Raw genomic sequence first — 20,408 nt, forward strand, 5'->3', positions numbered from 1 at the left:
GTGGTGAACGAGAGTCGTCTGGCGTTTCGAATCGAACGCGAGTCAGTGAGCCGGGAGACGAACGAAAATGGTCGGTCAGAACGCACCGAGGTGATCGTCCTGCGGTTCGTACAGGCCGCCGGTCATCCGCACCTCGTGGATCTCGTCTAACGTCTCGCCGATCGAGACCCCTCGGTCGGACATCACCCCCGCGACGACGCCGATCGGGACGCCGTTCTCGTACTGCTCTTGCAGTTGCCAGATGACGTCCTTGAGATCGTCGGTAGCGACGTCGGCGGCGAGATCAATCTGTGCGCGTTCGAACTCCACGTCGTGGCCCGTCACGCGGTAGTGACGGCGGTAAAACTCGATGATTTCGTTCGGCGTCTCGGTTCGTAGATCGACGTCGCACTCCGGGCAGGACGCGACGTACGGTGCCTGATCTTGGGTACTCATGGGTTCTGAATGTCGTGTTTCAACGTCGGTCGGTTATACAGAGGCGATACTATCACGAGTCGTAGGCTTCCTGCGCGAGTTGGTGGAAGCGGTGGACGGTGTGTTCGTTGGGGCCAAGTTGGGCCTGCGCGAGCGCACCGGTTTTGAGGCCTTGCCACTGGCGTTCGACCAGTTCGAAGTCCTCCTCCTGGAGCTGGCGGCTCGTGCGGACGAACTCGCGTTCCTCTTCGGAGAGTTCGCTGTCGCGGAAGTAGTAGTCCGCGATGAGCTGGAACCGGTCGGTGTCGATCGGATCGACGATGTAGGTGCCGTAGCCGTCGGCAGTGCCGTACATGTTGACCGTGAAGTTCGGCCAGAGGTAGTGAAACTGCGCCTCGTGCTCGTCGTGGATCCGCATCTCGTCCTCGACGTCTTCGGCGTGGGTGTAGTGGAGGACCCAGTGGTAGTCGTTGACCTCGAGTTCGGACTCGTTGAGCGAGATGCCCGTGATCCAGTCCTGGTGGTTGGCCTGGCAGTGGTCACACTCCGAGTAGTTGCTCGCGAACACCTTCCAGTTGCACTCGACCTCCGAGACAATCCGAGTCGCGTGTTCGTACTCTCCCAGCGGAAGGGACTCGAGTCGATCCTTCATGACGCCGGCCTGCTCGGCCAGTGGCATCGGATCCTCGCTGAGGTTGACGAAGAGCAGCGGCCCGATGCTATCGACGTGGACGTCGTTGAGTCCGTTTGACTCGCAATCGAACTCCTGTATTTCGTCGTCCTCGAGATCGGGGTTCAAGCCCGCTTCCTCGAAGCTTCTGGGCGTACTCTGAAGGTTCCCGTTCAGGTCGTACGTCCAGAGGTGGTACGGGCACCGAATTCGCTTCCCCTCGCTGGGATCGGTCATCGGGGTATCCTCGACCATCTTCGAGCCGCGGTGGGCGCAGACGTTGTCGAACGCCTTGATATCCCCCTCGTGACCGCGGACGATGATCAGTTGGCGTTCGCCGATAGTTCGCGTGAAGTACTGGCCGGGATCGCTGATGCTGTTGGCGTGGCCGGCGTACACCCAGTACTGGCCGAAAATCTTCTCTTTTTCCATCTCGAAGACGTCGCCATCGGTGAAATACCGGGCCGGCAGCGCGTTTGCATCGTCCGTGATGTCCTCGCTCACTGCTTTCGTCTGGGAGTCGTCCCACTGTGTCATACGATACCAATAACACAATGGGACCTAAAAACGGTTAACCAGTGATATTGAACATGAATATAAGTGGATAACCGACCTGGGGAGAGGACCCGTTTTTCCGTTCCGATAACGCGGTCCGTTCCGTTTCGGGGCGTCGCGGATGATTCCAGCGTCCGCGAGCATCGGTAGATGAACGCGCCGGAACGAGGTTCCCGTCCGTTCGATCACGTCGTCCACGGGCTCGGTCGCCTCGAGTCGTGACTTCGCGCGTACGGTCGTCGAAACCGATCGCGTCGCGGTCGAGGAGAGATTGCGGCACGTCGAGACGAGTCGGCCAGTGTCCTGTGCAGCGTGTCCCTGTCACGGGCACCAAGTCCATCTCGGTGGCCCATGGTTTACTGGGCGTCTGAGAGCGGGAGCAGTGGGAAAGGGGGTGATGCGCGCTGTTAGCGCTTCGGGAGTCCTCCGACGGCGGCTCATGTTACTGGCCGTCGGTGACGCTCTCGCGGATCCGATCGGCGATCTCGTTTCGCGAGGGGTGTCGCGTGGGTTCGTCCGAGTCGTAGACGCGTTTCATGACGAGATCGAGCAGGTTCAGCTGCTCGAGCAGTTCGCGAGTTCGACCGCGCTCGAGGCTGAGATTCCGGGTGACGTCGTGTAACGTCATGGACGACTCGAGCGCGTCCATCAGTTCGTTGATTTCGACGTCTTCGGGAAGACCGATCCCGTCGGCGAGGAGCTGTTTCTCCGGGACGGACGCGGCCGAATCGTCCGCCGTCGCCGGTCGATCGGGTTCGCCGTCGGTCGCCGGCTTCCGGTCTTCAGCGGCGGTGCCGTTCTGCTGGCCGGTCGTCGTTTCCGAACCGTCGGTCGTCGCGTCATCCTCGTCCGATGCGTTCGTCTCGTAGGACGTCGGCTCGTGGATGCCAGCGTCGATCATGTATCGCCGAACGGTCTCTGACGCGACGTCCATCTCAAGCACCTCCGCCATCGCAGTGAACGTATCGAAGGAGTCGTACAGACACGCGAGGTACTCGACGTCGTCGTACGGTGGCAGGTCTTCGTTCCGTGCGGCCGCGATTGCGCGCTCGGTCTCGTCGTCGATCGTGACGTCGCTCGTCACCGCGTTCGGAGCCGGATCTGAGGGGGATCGATCGCGGGAATCGGGCACGCGTTCGTCCTCGCTTTCGGTCGCCGACTTCGACTCGCAGGTCGTTACCGTCCCCTCGAACGAATCGACCGGTGCCTCGCGATCCGGGCGATCGCACTCGATGGGGTCGGTCGATTCGCTTCCGTTCTCGTCGGACTCGGTATGCCCGTTTGCGGTCTCACTGCTCGGCTCCGCGTTCGCCCCGATACTGAGGTCGAACGTGACGACGACGGTCCCCTCCGAGGTGACGGTTGCTCCCTCCGTGACACACGACGCGTCCGCGGGCACGAACTCGTCTATCTCCGGCACCGCTGATGGCGGAAACTCGAGGCAGAAACCGCCGTTCTCCCCGACCGTCGCCGCTCGCGGTGTCGCTTCGGTCTCGCTGGCCGACACTCCTGCGGCCGAACACAGTGGAACCACGACGTCGATCGTCATGCTTGGTTCGTCACCGTCCCCACGAACCGTCGCGTCGACGCGATGGATCTCGCCTCCGTCCGCCTCGTATCGTTCGATCGTTCGAGAGAGTTTCTCAATCGAGTCACAGACTCCCATGATACTCGTAATCACACACCTATTTGGGATAAGGGTACATGAGGAATAGTTCACCCATTCATATGTCTCTCGGAAAACCCGTCCTAGAACGGTGATACGCTCCAATCGTCGTGGCACCCGTTATATCGTGGTGTGGCTACTCGTGACACAATATTTTCATACTCTCCCCTTGCGCTCCTGAGACGAACGCTTCCGGGACGGCTGGCGGCCGATCCCGGTGGCGGGTATCTGTCATGAGCACGATTACGGTTATAACTGACAGTGAATCGTTCGCAAAGACTGCCGAGTGCGCACCGGACGGCGCTCGCGTCCCAGTCGAGGTACGCATCTCCGTCGGCGATCCGTTCGACGCTTACTGCAGGGCCCGGACCGACGAGGCTGACGGCTTCTACTTCGAGACGACCGGCGGTCAGTCCGGCTGGGACTACTTCGGTGTTGATCCCGTCGAACGAATTCGAGTAACTGCGAACGCGCTCGATCGAGACGGCGAGAGTCCAACAATCCGAACGATCGACGCGCTCCTCGAGCGCGAGCAGTTGGTGCACGGAGACTGCTCGGTGCCGTATCCTTGCGGTGCGTTCGGCTGGCTCTCCTACGACGTCGCCAGAGAACTCGAGTCGGTACCGTCGACGACGACCCCCGAACGCGGGTTGCCGCGGCTTCAACTGGGTGTCTTCGACCGGGTCGTCGCGTGGAGCGAACCGCGTGATGACGACGGCGGAACGGAACTCCGAGTGACCGCCTGTCCCGTGGTCGACGGCCGATCACGCTCGCTCCGCGATACAGGCGACCTTCTCGCCGGCGGTCACGACGGACTCGCGGGTGAGCGAGTAGATCACGCCGGCGTCGGTCGTCGTCACGCGCTGGCGTTCCTCGAACGTCGAGGGGCAGTACACCGTCCCCAGTTCGGTTCCCGCGGACACGCGATCACCGACGGTGACCTCCGGGTTCGGTTCGAAGAGCCCCGAAGCGTCGGTACCGATCCGTCCCTCGTCGTTTCGGAGGATCGTCTGCGACGGCGTCGGCCCCGGTTCCTCGCGGAGCATCCCCAGTTCCCCGAGGACGTTCCGGAGCCCGCAGACCCCGCGGTGTGCCGCGTCGTGATCGATCTGGCGACTGTTCGAGAGCTCCGGAACGATCGCTGGAATCCCGGCCCGCGCGGCGGCCGTTCGGAGCTTGCCCTGAAACGACTCGTCGGCCGCGCCGTCGTCCGCTGTGTCGTCTTCCGGTTCACCGTCGGACGGGGCGTCGGTCAGGAGATAGTCGGCCCCGAACGTTGCCGCGAGGGTCCGGGATTTCCGATTCCCGTGCTGGAATCTGACGTGCTCGAGCATGTCCGGGGTTCCGGTGTGCAGATCGATCACGACGTCAGCCGGTTCGATCACCTCCCACAGTCGAGCGACGATCCGCTCCTGGAGGGTTCCCGCGTCGTCGCCCGGCCAGACGCGATTACAGTTGGAGTTAACTGCGTCGACCGCCTGCGGCGTGACGTACGATCCGTGATCGAACGCGAGCGAATTGACGACCGGCACGGCGATCACCGTGCCGGCGAGGTCCGCGGTCAGCAGGTGACGGTGCAACCGACGCATCGCAGCCGTTCCGTTGAGTTCGATGCCGTGCTGTGCGGCCTGCACGTAGGCGGTCGGTCCGGCTCCGCCGTCGTACCGATGGACGGTTACCGCGACGTCCGTCCCGGACGGCAAGCGAGCGAGACGGCGCTCGGCGGTCGCGTGGGTGACAGTCTCGTACTCCATACTCGTTCAACCCCTCGTTCGGACTTGTAAGTTTGCACGTGTCTCGAGGAAGTATGTTTTATGCGACTACGCGTACAGCGATCGACCGTATGCATCTCGAGCGAGCGACGTGGACGGAGATAGACGCGGTCGAAACGGACCTCGCACTGCTCCCGATCGGGAGCACGGAGCAACACGGTCCGCACGCACCGCTGGGAACTGACACGCTCAACGCCGAGGTGGTCGCGGACGCGGCCGCGGAGCGGTACGAGGGGTCGGTCGCGGTCGCGCCCGCGGTCCCCGTCGGTATCGCTGCGGAACACCGGCAGTTCACCGGCACGCTCTGGGCCTCGGAGTCGACGTTCAAGTCGTATGTCCGCGATATCGTCGAGAGCCTCGCCCACCACGGATTCGATCGAATCGTTCTCGTCAACGGACACGGCGGGAATACGAGCGCCCTCCGGGAGGTCGCCGGTCAGATCACTCGATCCGACGACGCCTACGCCGCGCCGTTCACGTGGTTCGACGAGGTCGGCGAACACAGCTCCCGTATGGGCCACGGCGGGCCGCTCGAGACGGCGCTGGTACAGCACGCGAATCCAGGAGCCATCCGCGAGGACCGCCTCGAGGAAGCCGCCGAGAACGGAAGCGATCGCTGGGGCGACTGGCAAGGACGGGTCAATCTCGCGTTCGACTCGGCCGAGTTCACCGAGAACGGCGTCGTCGGCGATCCGCGCGAGGCGAGCGCAGAACTGGGCGAAGAGCTGCTCGACGCGGCGGCCGACGCGCTGATAGCGTTGCTGAAGACCGTCGCTGACCGGGATCTCGACCGTCCCGCCCACCGGTGACCGGATCCCGCGACGGCGTGGCCGATCCCCGACTCTCGATGAGACGGTCCTCGCCGTCGGTGTCGCCGCGAGACCGTCGCCTCGAGCGTTCGCTTTTCACATGGTTATCGCTGTTATTCGATCGAGCGATCGCACCTCATCGGCATCGGTCGCGAAACTCCATCCGTTAGCACGCTGACCCGCTGTTGGCGATCGGTGACCGTCTGGACAGCTCTCGTTGTCTGTCTTTGGTATCGTACAATGGAGGTTGTAAATACACGATCTAGTTTGCCGGGTTCGGCAAAGACGGTTATCGTCGGCATCGGCATCGTCGAATGCAGCACAACCGCTGTACAACCCTGAACGCGAGCGCGTGCTGTCGTAACGTCGTCGGTCGGTTGACGGGTCCGCCACACCGCATGAACGCGTTCTTCCGGATCATTGTCGCTTTTCACTCCCTCTCACTCGCGTAGCCGACCGGGTCTCGGTAGCGATTGGATCCGCTCGGCGTCGTTCATTGTTCGCTACTGTTGACAGCTCGAGGTGACACCGTCAGCACCCACTCGCCGAAGTACGAGGGAAGGCGGAACCCAGTAAGGCTGAGGACCCGGGAACCGGGGCAGGGCCCGGGAGACGGGGCGGTGTCGCTGGTCGCGGTTGCGGACTCCACCGTCCCGGTTTCGGCACCACCGTCTGGCGCCGTTCGGGGAGACCGCAGAGAGACAGATAAGTTTCCACCGCAAATACTACTGGTGTACAAATAAGTTCGCCGAACCTGACCGTGAGACCGATCGTAGCGACCGATTAGAGACACGGGCGTCTGCTCGGACGATCCGGTTTGGGAACGGAGCGGCGATCAACACGTGGATTAATTATCCTTCCTGAAATCCATTCAGTCGGCATCACTGCGGGTCGATGCGGTCCGTTTCGACGAGCGATGGCACCGACACCCGAGCGAGGTTCGGGCCTAGCGCCTCGCCTCCTCGAGCGGACAGCCCGTAGCGATCGAAACGAGATCAGCTATGACACAGATTATCGACGGAAACGAGATTGCGGATCGTATCACTGCAGACCTAGAACCGTGCCTCGAGACACTCGCGGACGCCGGCGTGACGCCGGGACTGGCGACGGTCCTGATGAGCGACGACGGTGCGAGCGAGACCTACGTCTCGATGAAGCGGCGGGCCTGCAACGACCTCGGGATCGAGAGCATCCACCACGAACTCGATCCGGACGCGCCCGCCGACGCGCTGTTCGATCGGATCGACGAACTGAACGGCGATCCGGCGGTCCACGGGATCCTCGTGCAGTTACCGCTCCCGAATCACGTCGACCGACAAGCCGTCCTCGAGCGGATCGATCCGCGGAAGGACGTCGACGGGTTTCACCCAGAGAACGTCGGTCGATTGGTCACCGGGGCGCCGCGGTTCAAGCCGTGTACGCCCCACGGCATCCAGAAACTGCTCGAGGCGGAGGACGTCGAGACCGAGGGTGCGGACGTCGTCGTCGTCGGCCGGTCGAACATCGTCGGGAAACCGATGGCGAATCTCCTCGTCCAGAAGTCCGATACCGGGAACGCGACGGTGACGGTCTGTCACTCGCGCACGGACGATCTCGTGGCGAAGACGCGAGACGCGGACATCGTCGTCGCGGCCGCCGGCGTTCCGGAACTGATCGATGGCTCGATGCTCTCGCCGGGAACGACCGTGGTTGACGTCGGCGTCAACCGCGTCGACGTCTCCGAACGACGTTCGGAGGACAGTCAGACGGAGTCTGACCAGTCGGATACGGAGAAGGGGTACGAACTCGTCGGTGATGTCGAGTTCGAGAGCGCGAAGGAGAAGGCCGACGCGATCACGCCGGTCCCTGGCGGCGTCGGGCCGCTCACGATCACGATGCTCCTCTACAATACGATCAAGGCGGCGAGTCTGCGAGCTGACGTCGACGTATCGCTCCCGTGACCGTCGTCGCAGACGCGGTGGCCCGATCGAACCGGTGACGATGCCGCGTTCGCAAAAACGTATCAACAATATTTTCTTTTGTGGAATTCGCGAATTGCTCCGCAAAACGGCCTCGCTCGCCGGTTTCACTTAAGGCAACGGTATATTTATGAGAGGGACTGTGTCATGTGTGGGTATCACATGAGTACAGATAGCTTGCCATCGAGAGCGAAGACGGTGATCATCGGCGCCGGGGCCGTCGGGTGTAGTATCGCCTACCACCTGACGGAACTCGGTGCAGATGACGTGGTCGTTGTCGATCAGGGACCGCTTCCGGTGACCGGCGGTTCGTCGACGCACGCGCCGGGAATCATGTTCCAGACGTCGCCGTCGAAGATCCAGACCAAGACGGCCCACTACACGAGCCGACTGCTAAAGGACGCGGGCGTCTACACCGAGGTCGGCGGTATCGAACTCGCCCGCTCCGAGGAACGGATGGACTTCCTCCAGCGACGCGTCGAGTGGGCCACCTCGTACGGGCTGCCGGAGCCGGAACTCCTCGAGCCCGAGGAGGTCACGGAGCGTCTCCCGCTCGTCGACGAGGACGAGATCCTCGGCGGGTACTACTCGCCGACCGACGGTCGGGTCGATGGAACCGACGCGTTGCAGTGGTACATCGAGACGTCGTCGGCGCGGTTCTTCGGCGACACCGAGGTGACGGACATCGAGGCCAGCGGCGGCGAGATCCAGGCGGTCGTCACCGACAACGGCCGTATCGAGTGCGACCGGTGCGTCCTCGCGACGAACAACTGGGCGTACCAGACCGGTCAGATGGCGGGCCTCGACCTGCCGATCGCTCCCGTCGAGCACCAGTACGTGGTCACGGAGCCGCTCGCGGAACTCGACGACGGTTCCAGCGACGTGATCGGCGACGCCACCATCGGCCTCGAGGTCCCCGGCGATAGCCAGATTACGGAGTCCATGGCCCAGCCGCCGGATCGGCCGGTCGGTCGGGACCAGGACAACTCGTTGTACTTCCGCACTCACGGCGACGGCTACGGTCTCGGCTCGTACAACCACGAGCCGCTGGTCGTCGACCCGGACGAGATGGGGACAAACGACGAGGACAGCCAGGCGTCGGTCCACACCTTCACCGAGAAGCACTGGACGAAGGCGACGCACCCGAATCGCGAGAAGTCGCCCCAGCAGGCGTTCGACGAACTGCTGCCCGCGACCGAGGACAAAGACTTCCGCATCACGGAGAACGGGATCTTCGTCTACACGCCCGACGGGATGCCGGTTCTCGGCGAGACGGCGGCGGTCGACGGGCTCTGGACCGGGTTGGCGATCTGGTGGACCCACTCCGGCGGCTACGGGAAGATCCTCGCCGAGTGGATGGAGAACGGCGTCCCGCGACTCCCGTCCGGACCCGTCGACACGAGCGGCATCCACGTCAATCGGTTCGAGCCCCACGCCGGGAGCAAGGACTACTTCACGGATCGCGGTGGAAAGCGCTACGAGCAGGTGTACAGCATCGTCGAACCGCGGTGGCAACCCGACGACCGCCGCGGACTGCGCGTGAGTCCGTTCTACGACCACCAGCGGGACCTCGAGGCCGAGTTCTACCAGAGCGGCGGCTGGGAGACGCCCCAGTGGTACGAGTCTAACGCGGACCTCGTCGAGAAGTACGAGGAGCAGATCCCCGAACGGGACGGCTGGCAGGGGATCAACCGCTCTCCCATCGAGGGAGCCGAGCACCTCCACACCCGCGAGAACGTCTCGATGTTCGATATGACGACGTTCAGTTCGATCATGGTCGAAGGCGAGGACGCCGGCGACTTTCTCCAGCGTATCTGTAGCAACGACATGGAGATCGATACAGGTCGGGTCCGCTACTCGACGATACTGAACGAGGGCGGAACCATTCTCGCCGACATCACCGTCGCCCGGATAGGCGACGGCGAGTACATGGTGACTACCGGCGGCGGCAACTCGCCGGGTATCCACGGCTCCTGGATCGAGGACCACGCGCCCGACACCGTCTCCGTGACGGTCGAGGAATCCGCGAAGTGCACCGTCGGACTGTGGGGGCCGAAGTCTCGGCTGCTGCTCCAGCGAGTCACCGATACCGACGTCTCTAACGACGAGTTCCCGTACTTCAGTTGCAAGCGGCTCTACGTCGGTGACATCCCCGTGATCGCGCTACGGGTCTCGTACGTCGGCGAACTTGGCTGGGAGCTGTGGGCCCCCTCCGAGTACGGACGGAAGCTCTGGACCACACTCTGGGAGGCCGGGCAGGACTTAGACGTCAGGCCCATGGGCGGTGGCGCCCTCGAGTCGATGCGCCTCGAGAAAGGGTTCCGCCTGTGGGGGACTGACATCGACACGGACGTCAACCCGCTCGAGGCCGGCCTTCCCTTCGCCGTCGACCTCGACACCGAGTTCATCGGGAGAGAGGCGCTCGTTGAGGCCAAAGAGGCGGGCATCGACACCGAGGTCGCCTGCCTGACACTAGACGATTCGACGGACGCGATGCTGAGCGGCCGGCCGGTGTTCGCTGACGGCGAGGCCGTCGGCTACGTTCAGGCCGGCGACTACGGCTACAGCGTCGGCGAATCGATCGCCTACACCTACTTGCCCAGCGAGTACGCCGACGCCGGGACGTCGGTGCAGATCGAGTGCGAAGGGGAGACCTATGACGCGACGGTCCGCGACGAGCCGCTGTTCGATCCCGGCCGCGACAAGATCATCCGGTAGCGTTCGACGACCAACAGCCACAAATTCAATCATGAGCGAATTTCACGACGGAGAATCGTTAGTTCGGTACGCGGACATTGAACGAGCACGCGACCGCCTCGACGACGAGACGGTCGTCAAGCGGACACCAGTCGAGCGGAGCACGTCGCTCGGCGAGATGGTCGACGCGGAGGTGTATCTGAAGATGGAGCACCTCCAGTGGACCGGCTCGTTCAAGACCCGTGGGGCGTACAACAAGATCAGCCGGGCGGTCGACGACGGAGCCGACGAGTTCGTCGCCGCGAGCGCGGGCAACCACGCACAGGGCGTCGCTCTCGCGGCGACGAACTGCGGCGCGGACTCGACGATCGTGATGCCGACCCACGCCCCGCAGGCGAAGATCGACGCGACGCGGAGCTACGGCGCGACGGTCGAATTGGTCGGGCAGGACTTCCAGGAGGCGATGACGTACGCCCAGGAGTACGCCGCCGACAACGACGTCGAGTTCGTCCACGCGTACGACGATCCGCTCATCGTTGCCGGACAGGGGACGCTCGGTATCGAGATCCACGAGGACTGCCCCGATGTCGACACCGTCGTCGTCCCCATCGGTGGCGGGGGACTCATCAGCGGCGTCGCCACCGCTCTCGAACGCCTCTCTCCCGAGACGCGCGTCGTCGGCGTCCAGGCCGAGGGGGCCGCGACCGTCCACGAGAGTCTCGACAAGGGAATCCCGGTCACGCTCGACGAAGTCGATACCATCGCCGACGGGATCGCGACCGGCGGGATCTCCGACTTGACACTGGGACTCATCGAGGACCACGTCGACGTGGTCGTCACCGTCTCCGACGCGGAGATCGCTAACGCGCTCCTGCTGTTGCTCGAGCGCGCGAAACAGGTCGTCGAGGGCGCGGCCGCCGCGTCGGTCGCGGCCGTCCTGAGCGACCAATTGGACGTCAGCGGTGAGACCGTCATGCCCGTCCTCGGCGGCGGGAACCTGGACATGACGATGCTGCAGACGATCCTCATCCACGCGCTCACGGAGCGGGGACAGATCCTGCGGCTTCGCGTCCGAATCGACGACATGCCCGGAAAGATGGACGTCATCTCGGGAGTCATCGCCGACCACGGAGCGAACATCCAGACGGTTCGGCACGACCGCGCGGTCGAGGACCTCACCGTCGGCGAAGCGTACCTGGTGTTTCAGATCGAGACCAGCGGTGCCGAACACGCTGCGACGATCATCGATGCAATCGAAGAGGAAGGGTACGTCGTCGAGGACATCAACCGCAAATAATCAAATATCACATATATAGTGCGCAATCACGCCCGGAGAGGCAGTTCACCGCGCACAATATGTTCGACAACAGATAGAAGGTCAGGCTTATAACGAACGATAGAGACAACTCATGCGTGACAGTGACAAACGATGACCGGAACTAGGGAGTGGACGAATCCGAGACGTACCGAGAGCCCGGAACCGAGAAGCGATCCGCTCGGCTCCGGACTGGAGACGCCCACACGGGTGGCCGAACAGTGCCGACTGTCTGTAATGGGGTGATCGAGAATGGCACAATCAGATCAGAAGGGGCCGTTCGGACAGTTCGTTGACGAGCTTGATACGCCGGTGTTCGCGGTCGGCTTCGTCGCCGCGGTAGTCGCGGTGCTCGCGTTCCTCGTCAGTCCGGATACCACGACGGGGTACATGACCGGCGTGAACGACTTCCTGTGGACTGTGGCGGGCTGGTGGTACCTGGTCGCGATGTTCCTGCTCGTCGCTTTCGTTGGGTTCCTGATATTCGGTCCCTGGGGGAACATCAAGCTCGGCGCCCCGGACGAGAAGCCGGAGTTCTCGTTCCCCGCGTACTTCGCGATGCTGTATTCCGCCGGGATCGCCGCCGGGATCGTGTTCTGGGGACCGGCTGAGGCGATCTTCCATTACGACGCCGTCTCGCCGTTCGTCGGCGCGGAGGCCCAGTCGTCGGGAGCGGCCGTCAGCGCGATCCAGTACACGTTCTTCCACTGGGGACTCTCCGCATGGACCGCCTACGTCGTTATGGCGCTGCCGATCGCGTACTTCGCGTACAGATACGATGCACCGATGCGTATTTCGACAGTGATCGCTCCGTGGGTCGGGTTCGACAACCTTGATAGTCCGATCGCGAAAGTCATCGACATTCTCGCGGTGTTCGCGACGATTGGCGGCGTCGCAACGACGCTGGGGCTGGTCGGGAGCCAGTTCCTCGTCGGCGTCGAGTGGATGACCGGCGTGAACGTCGGCGACTTCGGAACGGTGATCGTGATCACCGGCCTAACCGTCGCGTTCACGATTTCGGTCGCACTCGGCATCAAGAAGGGCATCCGTCGGCTTTCGTACTTCAACATGGTCCTATTCGGCGTGGTGACCGTCGCGACGTTCGTCCTCGGCCCGACGGCGTACATCATGTCGGTCGGGACCGAAGCGCTCGGCGCGTACGCGAACCAGTTCGTCACGATGAGCTTCTACACCGGCGCCGAGACTACCATGGGCGGCGGCGTCGCCGAGTGGGTCGGCAGCTGGACCGTCTTCTACTGGGCATGGTGGTTCTCCTGGACGCCGTTCGTCGGCCTGTTCATCGCCCGCATCTCCCGCGGCCGGACGGTTAGACAGGTCGCTGTCACGGGCGTGATCGCCTCGACCGGCATCACGATTCCCTGGTTCGCGACGATGGGCGGCACCGCCATCTTCCTTCAGGAGAACGGCCGAGCCGACATTCTCTCCGTCATCAATGAACTCGGCGAGGCCGGGTCCGGCTACCCGCTGTTCGAGGCGCTTCCGCTCGGGGGCCTGCTGACGGTGCTGTTCCTCGTCCTCGTGACGACGTTCCTCGTCACGTCAGCCGACTCCTCGACGCTGGCGCTGGGCATGTTGACAACCGGCGGCGCCGAGAGCCCGTCGACGATCAACCGCGTCATTTGGGGTTTCCTCATCGGCGCGCTCGCGTCGCTACTGATGGTCACCGGCGGCGTCGACGCGCTCCAGCAGGCCGCGATCATCACCGGCGGTCCGTTCTCGATCATCGCCATCCTGGCCGTCGTCGCGATGATCGTCTCCTTCGGCGATCGCCGGCCGCTGTTCCTCCGCGAGGAGGACGATGTCTCTCTCCCGAACCCCGAACTCAAGCCGACCGAGCAGGAGGGCGCTGATCCATCCGACGACTGACCGTTTCCGCGGTCTCGGTCACTGTCGCCCGCGTAGTCGGCTCCGGATGCGGTTCGGAGCACCCGCCTCGAGACGTCAGTAGCCGTCCGAGCCGAACCGGCGGAACGGTCGAACCGTAGATTGGAAACTTCTGGCAGGGTCGTCAACACACGATGAGACGCCCTCGGCGACCACGCCGGACGACGGCGCGTCGAGCACGTCGACGATGCGCTCGGTGACGGTTTCCATTTCGGCCTCCCTGAGGTCGCGAGTCGCGGGCACGGGGGTGCCCACGCGGATCTTCACAAAATATAATTCTGCTAACTAGACGTGGAACGGAACCGACATTTAAGAGACCCGAACTGGTACCCTATTGTGATGCGAACCGTTAGCACCGACGACGCACCGGCAGCCGTTGGCGCGTACAGTCAGGCGACCAGAACCGACGACGTCCTCATCACCGCTGGCCAGCTCCCGCTGACCGCGGACGGCGACCTGCTGGACGACGAATCGGTCGGCGACCAGACGAGACAGTGCCTGGAAAACGTCGCGGCGATCCTCGAGGCGGAAGGCCTGTCGATGGACGACGTCCTCAAGACGACGGTCTTCCTCGACGACATCGACGACTTCGAGGAGTTCAACGAGGTCTACAGCGAGTTCTTCAGCGAGGAGCCGCCCGCTCGGAGCGCGGTCGAAGTCGGCCGCGTCCCGAAGGGTGCGGCGATCGAGATCGAAGCGACCGCGGCTGTCGAATAGGCGACCGCGGCGAGCACCGGTCCGAAATCGATCCGTCTGTCCCTCCGTTTCGTTCCGTCGATCACGATCAGCGAAGCGAGAACGAAGAATACGACCGCTCGAGATGTCAGTTGCCGGTGGGATCGTTCGCCGGGGCTTCCCCGTCTGCCGACTGTCGAGTCCTCACGGACGCCAGTACGATTCCTCGATAGAACGAACCGCTACGCGAAGCACACGCCGCATCATGTTCGAGACTTCATAACGTTGTCAGTGGTATCGGTTGTCCGTCGAGCGCGTCTCGAGGCCCGAGGTCAGTTGCCGTCGAGACAGTATCCGACGGCGGTTCGTCTCGGTTACACCGATCGGGTCGCGCCGCTCACTCGAGTTCGAGGGAATCGAAGAGAACGCTATCGCGGGAGGAAACCCATCAGTCGTCGGCGACGGCCGTTGTGTCACCGTCTTCAGCGGAGAGTTCCTCGCGGCTGTCGACCGGCTCGCTGGGATTCACCCGATCCAGTTCCGTCGGGGCACCGAGCTGGGCGTCGGTCGCGTTCGGATCGACGACTCTCGTCTGTCCGCCCTCGACCGCGATCTCGTCCTCGAGGTGCAACTGAATCGCCTCCACGAGAGCGTCCGCCTCGAGCGGCTGGCCGCGGTCCTTGAGGTCCGCTTCGGTCGCGTCAGCGGGGACGTTGAACGCCCGTTGGGCGATGATCGGTCCCTGATCGAGGTCCGTGGTCACGTAGTGAGCAGTGACGCCGGCAATCCGGACGCCCTCTTCGAGGGCCTGCCGGTAGGCGGCTGCCCCGGGGAACGCCGGCAGCAGCGAGGGGTGGACGTTGATGATGCGGTCTTCGTACCGGAAGACGACCTCCGGTGAGAGGATCCGAATGTAGCGGGCCAGCGCGATGAGATCGGTCTCGTACTCCGCGAGGAGGTCGACGAGCTCGTTCTCGTCCGGCGTTCCGTTCTCGTCACCGACGTCGTGGAAGGGGACGTCGTACTCCTCCGCGAGTGGGCGGAGCGTGCCGTGATTTCCGATGACGACCCCGATGTCGGCGCCGAGTTCGTCGTTCGCCCAGCGCTCGAGGAGGGCCTCCAGGCAGTGGCTCTCCTTGGTGACGAGCACGGCGATGGACTGATCCTCGCAACTGGACGGGAATCGAACTTGGACATCGACGCCGAACTCGTCGCCGAGCGCGTCGAGGTCCGTCCGGAGTCGTTCCTGCGAGACTGGCATCTCGGACGCGTCGACTTGCATGGTCATCCGAAACGTGCCGTCCCGAACGGCCTGATCCAGGTCGACGATGTCCACGTCGCGTTCGAACAGCAGCGACGTCACGTCGGCGATTATCTCCGAGTTGTCGTCGCCGACGATCGTGATCTCGGTCCGCTCACGAGTCATCGCTCCCACCTCCGGGACCCGTCCTCGGTCGCGGCGGTCGGCTTCGCTCGGCCGATCCGGTGGCGCGTGCTGATCGGTCTACTCGGTCTGTCGCCGCGGCGAACGGCGCATTCTGTGCTAGTGGCATTCATTCTCCTGTTCCAGATCGCCGTTAAAGAAGCTTGGCTCTCCTGATATCGGGAGGATAGGACGTGTTTGCCGACCGGCTCTTCCATTCGAAATACCGACACTATGAAAAGCAGCGTTCGGGTCGGTCGGCGATCGTCTCCGATCGGGCCGAGAGAACTCAGGCCTCCGTTCGGAGGTAATCGACGACGGCGGTCGGCTCGTCTTCGAGACCGCCGCCCTGTGCGAACGTCGGTCCGCCACCGCCACCGCCGCCGAACGTCGCCGTGACGTCGTCGACGAGTTCGCTGGCATCCGTCTCACCGGTCGTGCCGACGACCACGAACGCGCTTCCGTTCACGCCAGTCAGCGCGATCACGTCGCCGATATCGCCCGCGAGCGAGCGCACGCGCTCCGACACGTCGTTGGGGCCGATACCGTCGATATCGAGTTCGCCGACCACCCACTCCTCGCCGCCCTTCGAGACGGTGTCGTCGCCCAGCGACTCGAGGCGGTTCTCGAGAAGGCGATCGCGCAGGGCGTCGACCTCCGCCTCGAGGGCTGTGTCCTCTTCGACGATGCTGGCCGCTCGCTCCGGGAGTCCCTCGACGCTCGTCTCCAGCGTTCGGGCGGCTCGGGTCGCGGCCCGCATCTCCTCGAGCCGTGCGCGAACGGCGGCCGGGCCGACCGCGTACTCGACGCGCACGAGACCCGATCCCGGATTCGACACCTCGAGGATCTCTACGGCCCCAATCTCGACGGTGTTTTCGACGTGTGTTCCGCCGCAGGCAGCAACGTCCCAGCCGTCGATCTCGACGACGCGGACGGTCTCGGTCGTCTCGGCCGCGCCGGTCTCGTTGAAGACGATTTTGTCGCGATCTCGGGCCTGAGCCGCGTCCATCTCCCGCCAAGAGACGTCTCTCGACTCCCAGACGACCTCGTTGACCATCCGCTGGAGGGTGAGCGCGTTCACCTCGTCCGGGTCGCGGTCGATCTCGAAGTCGATACGGCCCTTCTCCGCGTCGATGTCGAACCCGCCGTAGCCGTGGTCGTCGAACAGTTCGCGAGCGGCGCCATACAGCACGTGACTGGCGGTGTGCGCCCGCATACAGTAGGTCCGGAACTCGTTGTCGATCGAGCCGATCACGTCGTCGCCCGCCTCGAAGTCGGGCATCGTCGCCAGTGTGTGAACGGTCTCGCCGTCGCGCGTCTGTACGTCGACGACGTCGATCTCGTCCAACGTCCCGCGATCGGCCGGTTGGCCACCACCTTCGGCGTAGAAGTACGTCTCCTCAAGCCGAACATCGGTCTCGTCGACGGACCGCACCGTCGCCTCGAACTCCGTCACGTACGGCTCGCCCGGTGCGCGATTGTCTCTCGATTCGGAAGCCATCGTGCTGACTGACAGCACACACCGTTATAAACCATGTGGAGGTCCCGGTTCGGCGACACATTAATGAAGTCGCCGGTGGCACCTGTGGTATGGAGTATCACGAGTCGGTCGACTACCTCGAGTCGCTACAGCGGCGTCGACCCAAGCTCGGAACGGAAACGACCGCCGCGTTGCTCACGCATCTCGACCGGCCCCAAGCAGACCTCGACTGCGTCCAGATCGCCGGGTCGAACGGGAAGGGGAGCACCGCATGTATGCTCGAACGGATTCTTCGCGACGCCGGACTCGACGTCGGCCTCTATACGTCGCCTGATCTAAACGATCTGCGCGAACGAGTCCAGATCAACGGCCGGAAAATTCCGAAACAGCGGGTCCGCGAGTTTGTCGCCGAAATCGACGACCGTGTCGAACGGCTCCGCGAGGCAGACGATACGCCGACCTACTTCGAGGTTCTCACGGCGCTTGCGCTCCACCACTTCGCAACTGAGAACGTTGACGTCGCCGTCCTTGAGGTCGGCATCGGCGGCCGATACGACGCGACGAGCGCCGTCGATCCCGTCGCGAGCGCCGTGACCAGCGTCTCGCTGGAGCACACTGACATCCTCGGCGACACGATCGAGGAAATCGCCCGCGACAAGGCACAGGTCGCGCCAGCCGATGCGCCGCTGGTGACCGGCGCGTCGGGAGCGGCCCTCGAGGCGATTCGTTCGGAGACGGACGCGATTACCGTCGGAAGCGACGTCGCTGACGTGGTCGCCCGCGAGCACGGGCTGGCATCGCCGATCGAGAGCGAGATTTCGATCGCGGGACCGAAGTGGTCGCTCGAGACGAGGCTGCCGCTCGTTGGCCCCCATCAGGCGACCAACGCCGGCGTCGCGGCGACGCTGGCCGATCAGGTCGCCGGCGTCGATCCGGGGTCGATCGAACGCGGTCTTCGCGACGCCCACTGGCCGGGTCGGTTCGAAGTCATGTCGACTGCGCCGCTCGCGATCCTCGACGGCGCGCACAATCCGGGTGCCTGCGAGACGCTCGCCTCGCTCGTCGACCGATACTCGTTCGACGATCTTCACCTCGTCTTCGGTGCGATGCGGGAGAAGGATCACCGAGGAATGGCGACGGCGTTGCCGTCCCCCGACGGGCTCTATCTTTGTGAGCCGGACGTGCCCCGAGCCGAGAACGCGGCCGCCCTGGCGGCCGCGTTCGACGATCGCACGGCGACGATCGACTGCGCCGAGTCCGTTCTCGAGGCGACCGAGCGGGCGCTATCGGCGGCCGACGAAGACGATTGCGTCCTCGTCACCGGCTCGCTGTACGCGGTCGCCGAAGCGCGCGACCGGTGGACGCGGCTCCAGATCCCGAAGCGGACGGACACCGCGGAGCAGGCGCGGGACGTGCTCACGAGCGCGGCCGTCAGCGCGGAGACCGCCGAGTCCGTCGCGGACGAGACCGTCCACCGAACGATAAAGACCTATCTGCGCGGTCCGCAGGCCGAGCGAGTCGAACGGGTATTCGAGGCGATCGGCGGAACGTGCGTCCGTTCGGACGCCGAGACAGCCGATCGCCGCGTCGCGACGGTCCTCTCCGGGACGTCGTCGCAGTTCCGAGAGCTGCTCACGAAACTGTCAGACTCCGACCACGGTCTCGCACACGTCGCCGCCCAACTCCGGCGAGTGATAGACGACGACCGCGTCGACGACCGAGCTGATCGCGATCGGTATCCGTGGGATCGAACCCCTGCGGTCATGGGCATCCTGAACGTGACGCCAGACAGTTTTCACGACGGGGGCGAGTACGATCGCGTGCCGGAGGCGGTCCGCCGAGCCCGCGAGATGGCCGGCAACGGCGCGGATATCATCGACGTTGGCGGCGAGAGCACACGTCCCGGCGCCGAGCCGGTTTCGATTGCCGAGGAGATCGACCGCGTCATCCCGGTCATCGAACGCGTCGCGGATCTGGGCCTAGACGTCCCGATCTCGGTCGACACGCGGAAAGCGGCGGTCGCCGACGCCGCCCTCGAGGCGGGCGCCGACATCGTCAACGACGTCTCCGGACTCGAGGACCCGGAGATGCGCTTCGTCGCGGCCGACCACGACGCGTCGCTCGTCGTCATGCACAGCCTCGAGACGCCCGTCGATCCCGATCGGACCGCCACCTACGATGACGTCGTCGAAGACGTCCTTCACGAACTCACGGAGACGGTGTTGCTCGCGGAACGCGCGGGACTCGATCGGGAGCAGATCGTCGTCGACCCCGGGCTCGGCTTTGGAAAGGACCCTGCCGAAAGCCTGGAACTGGCTGCCAGGATCGACGAGTTGCGCGCGTTGGGGTGTCCCGTCATGATTGGCCATTCTCAGAAGTCGATGTTCAATCGCGTCGGCTGTGAACCCGAGAAGCGATTACCGCCGACGCTCGCTGTGACGACTATGGCGGCCGAACGCGGCGCCGACGTCATCAGAGTTCACGACGTCCCGGAAAACGCCGCTGCGGTTCGGACGGTCCGCACGGCGGACAGACGATACTGACCCCCTACGTCGGGAACCAGAACGAAGCGACCACGGTCACGAACGGGCGGCGAACGAAGCGGTCGATACCGTTGGATACGTCTCCTCGAGTTCCCTCGACTCCTCGGGGAGGACGGCGACGACGTACTCGGTGTGATCCTCGAAGTAGTCCAGCAGACCGCGAATCCGGTCCGCCTCGAGCATTTCGACTGCATCAATGACGAGACCGTTCACCTCCCGCTCGCTCTCGCTCAGGCTGTCGACCGTGTCCTCGGACGCGGACGCCGCTCTCGCTCGAGCGAACGACGTGTAGCTCGAAGCCGGTCGTCGACAGTGTGTCGCCGACTCCGATGAACCTTTCGACCCAGACGCGTTCGACGTTCTCATAGTCCAACACGTCGAGAACGCTGCATCGATTCGTTGAACTTCGAGGAGTCGCTGATCGAAGTCGTCGAGTTCTCGCTCTCGGACGATCCGATCGATCTTACAGCCCCCGGATCTGTTCGCCATCGTATACATAGTGTGTGGTCCACCATTTATTTTTCCC

15 protein-coding genes and 1 pseudogene are annotated in these 20,408 nt (G+C 64.0%); 8 read left to right on the forward strand and 8 right to left on the reverse strand.

Translation table 11 applies throughout. The features are described 5' to 3' along the window. Positions 1-75 precede the first annotated feature (75 nt). From BM348_RS17205 to BM348_RS17215, 3 genes are all read right to left on the reverse strand, one after another. A complete protein-coding gene (locus BM348_RS17205; RefSeq protein WP_092906801.1) occupies positions 76-435 on the reverse strand; it encodes a hypothetical protein in 360 nt (119 codons plus the stop codon). Between the two features lie 52 nt (positions 436-487). Continuing rightward, positions 488-1,621 (reverse strand): aromatic ring-hydroxylating oxygenase subunit alpha, encoded by a 1,134-nt coding sequence (locus BM348_RS17210; protein ID WP_092906803.1) that lies wholly within the window; start codon positions 1,619-1,621, stop codon positions 488-490. 460 nt (positions 1,622-2,081) lie between these two features. Then, positions 2,082-3,305 carry a hypothetical protein gene (locus BM348_RS17215; RefSeq protein WP_092906805.1) on the reverse strand — a complete coding sequence of 408 codons (1,224 nt, stop codon included), beginning with the start codon at positions 3,303-3,305 and terminating at the stop codon, positions 2,082-2,084. Positions 3,306-3,538: 233 nt separating this feature from the next. Between BM348_RS17215 and BM348_RS17220 the strand changes: the two are divergent. After that, positions 3,539-4,135 (forward strand): annotated as a pseudogene (locus tag BM348_RS17220) (anthranilate synthase component I); the annotation flags it as partial. Here BM348_RS17220 and BM348_RS17225 read toward each other — a convergent pair. Beyond that, the gene (locus BM348_RS17225) at positions 4,070-5,059 is read right to left on the reverse strand and encodes a succinylglutamate desuccinylase/aspartoacylase family protein (protein WP_092906807.1); all 990 of its coding nucleotides are present in this window, start codon (positions 5,057-5,059) and stop codon (positions 4,070-4,072) included. The pseudogene BM348_RS17220 and the gene BM348_RS17225 overlap by 66 nt on opposite strands. 89 nt (positions 5,060-5,148) lie before the next feature. Between BM348_RS17225 and BM348_RS17230 the strand changes: the two genes are divergently transcribed. The 5 genes from BM348_RS17230 (at position 5,149) to BM348_RS17250 (ending at position 13,743) form a co-directional block, all read left to right on the forward strand. Next, the gene (locus BM348_RS17230) at positions 5,149-5,886 is read left to right on the forward strand and encodes a creatininase family protein (protein WP_092906809.1); all 738 of its coding nucleotides are present in this window, start codon (positions 5,149-5,151) and stop codon (positions 5,884-5,886) included. Between the two features lie 1,001 nt (positions 5,887-6,887). Continuing rightward, positions 6,888-7,826: a bifunctional methylenetetrahydrofolate dehydrogenase/methenyltetrahydrofolate cyclohydrolase gene (locus BM348_RS17235; protein WP_092906811.1), complete on the forward strand. Its 939-nt coding sequence runs from the start codon at positions 6,888-6,890 to the stop codon at positions 7,824-7,826. A 180-nt stretch (positions 7,827-8,006) separates the two neighbouring features. Beyond that, the gene (locus BM348_RS17240; RefSeq protein ID WP_092907228.1) at positions 8,007-10,562 is read left to right on the forward strand and encodes a GcvT family protein; all 2,556 of its coding nucleotides are present in this window, start codon (positions 8,007-8,009) and stop codon (positions 10,560-10,562) included. A gap of 31 nt (positions 10,563-10,593) precedes the next feature. Next, positions 10,594-11,838, forward strand: coding sequence for a threonine ammonia-lyase (gene ilvA, locus BM348_RS17245; protein WP_092906813.1), 1,245 nt, complete (start codon positions 10,594-10,596; stop codon positions 11,836-11,838). A 270-nt stretch (positions 11,839-12,108) separates the two neighbouring features. Further along, entirely contained in the window at positions 12,109-13,743 is a 1,635-nt protein-coding gene (locus tag BM348_RS17250) for a BCCT family transporter (RefSeq protein ID WP_092906815.1), read from the forward strand. 75 nt (positions 13,744-13,818) lie between these two features. On the opposite strand, the gene BM348_RS20770 is transcribed toward BM348_RS17250, so the two are convergent. Further along, a complete protein-coding gene (locus BM348_RS20770) occupies positions 13,819-14,004 on the reverse strand; it encodes a hypothetical protein (protein ID WP_139231226.1) in 186 nt (61 codons plus the stop codon). Between the two features lie 93 nt (positions 14,005-14,097). On the opposite strand from BM348_RS20770, the gene BM348_RS17255 reads away from it, so the two are divergent. After that, the gene (locus BM348_RS17255; RefSeq protein WP_092906817.1) at positions 14,098-14,478 is read left to right on the forward strand and encodes a Rid family detoxifying hydrolase; all 381 of its coding nucleotides are present in this window, start codon (positions 14,098-14,100) and stop codon (positions 14,476-14,478) included. Between the two features lie 406 nt (positions 14,479-14,884). Here the strand turns inward: BM348_RS17255 and BM348_RS17260 are convergent, their stop codons facing one another. Both BM348_RS17260 and BM348_RS17265 read right to left on the reverse strand, forming a co-directional pair. Continuing rightward, complete coding sequence (locus tag BM348_RS17260; protein WP_092906819.1) at positions 14,885-15,862, reverse strand: formyltetrahydrofolate deformylase; 978 nt, start codon at positions 15,860-15,862, stop codon at positions 14,885-14,887. A 286-nt stretch (positions 15,863-16,148) separates the two neighbouring features. Further along, complete coding sequence (locus BM348_RS17265) at positions 16,149-17,360, reverse strand: alanyl-tRNA editing protein (protein ID WP_092906821.1); 1,212 nt, start codon at positions 17,358-17,360, stop codon at positions 16,149-16,151. An 89-nt stretch (positions 17,361-17,449) separates the two neighbouring features. On the opposite strand from BM348_RS17265, the gene folP reads away from it, so the two are divergent. Continuing rightward, positions 17,450-19,882, forward strand: a complete 2,433-nt coding sequence (gene folP / locus BM348_RS17270; protein ID WP_092906823.1) for a dihydropteroate synthase — start codon at positions 17,450-17,452, stop codon at positions 19,880-19,882. A 36-nt stretch (positions 19,883-19,918) separates the two neighbouring features. On the opposite strand, the gene BM348_RS17275 is transcribed toward folP, so the two are convergent. Further along, a complete protein-coding gene (locus BM348_RS17275) occupies positions 19,919-20,248 on the reverse strand; it encodes a hypothetical protein (RefSeq protein WP_175507236.1) in 330 nt (109 codons plus the stop codon). Positions 20,249-20,408 lie beyond the last annotated feature (160 nt).

It is taken from the genome of Halostagnicola kamekurae, assembly GCF_900116205.1.
GTDB classification, from domain to species: Archaea; Halobacteriota; Halobacteria; order Halobacteriales; family Natrialbaceae; genus Halostagnicola; species Halostagnicola kamekurae.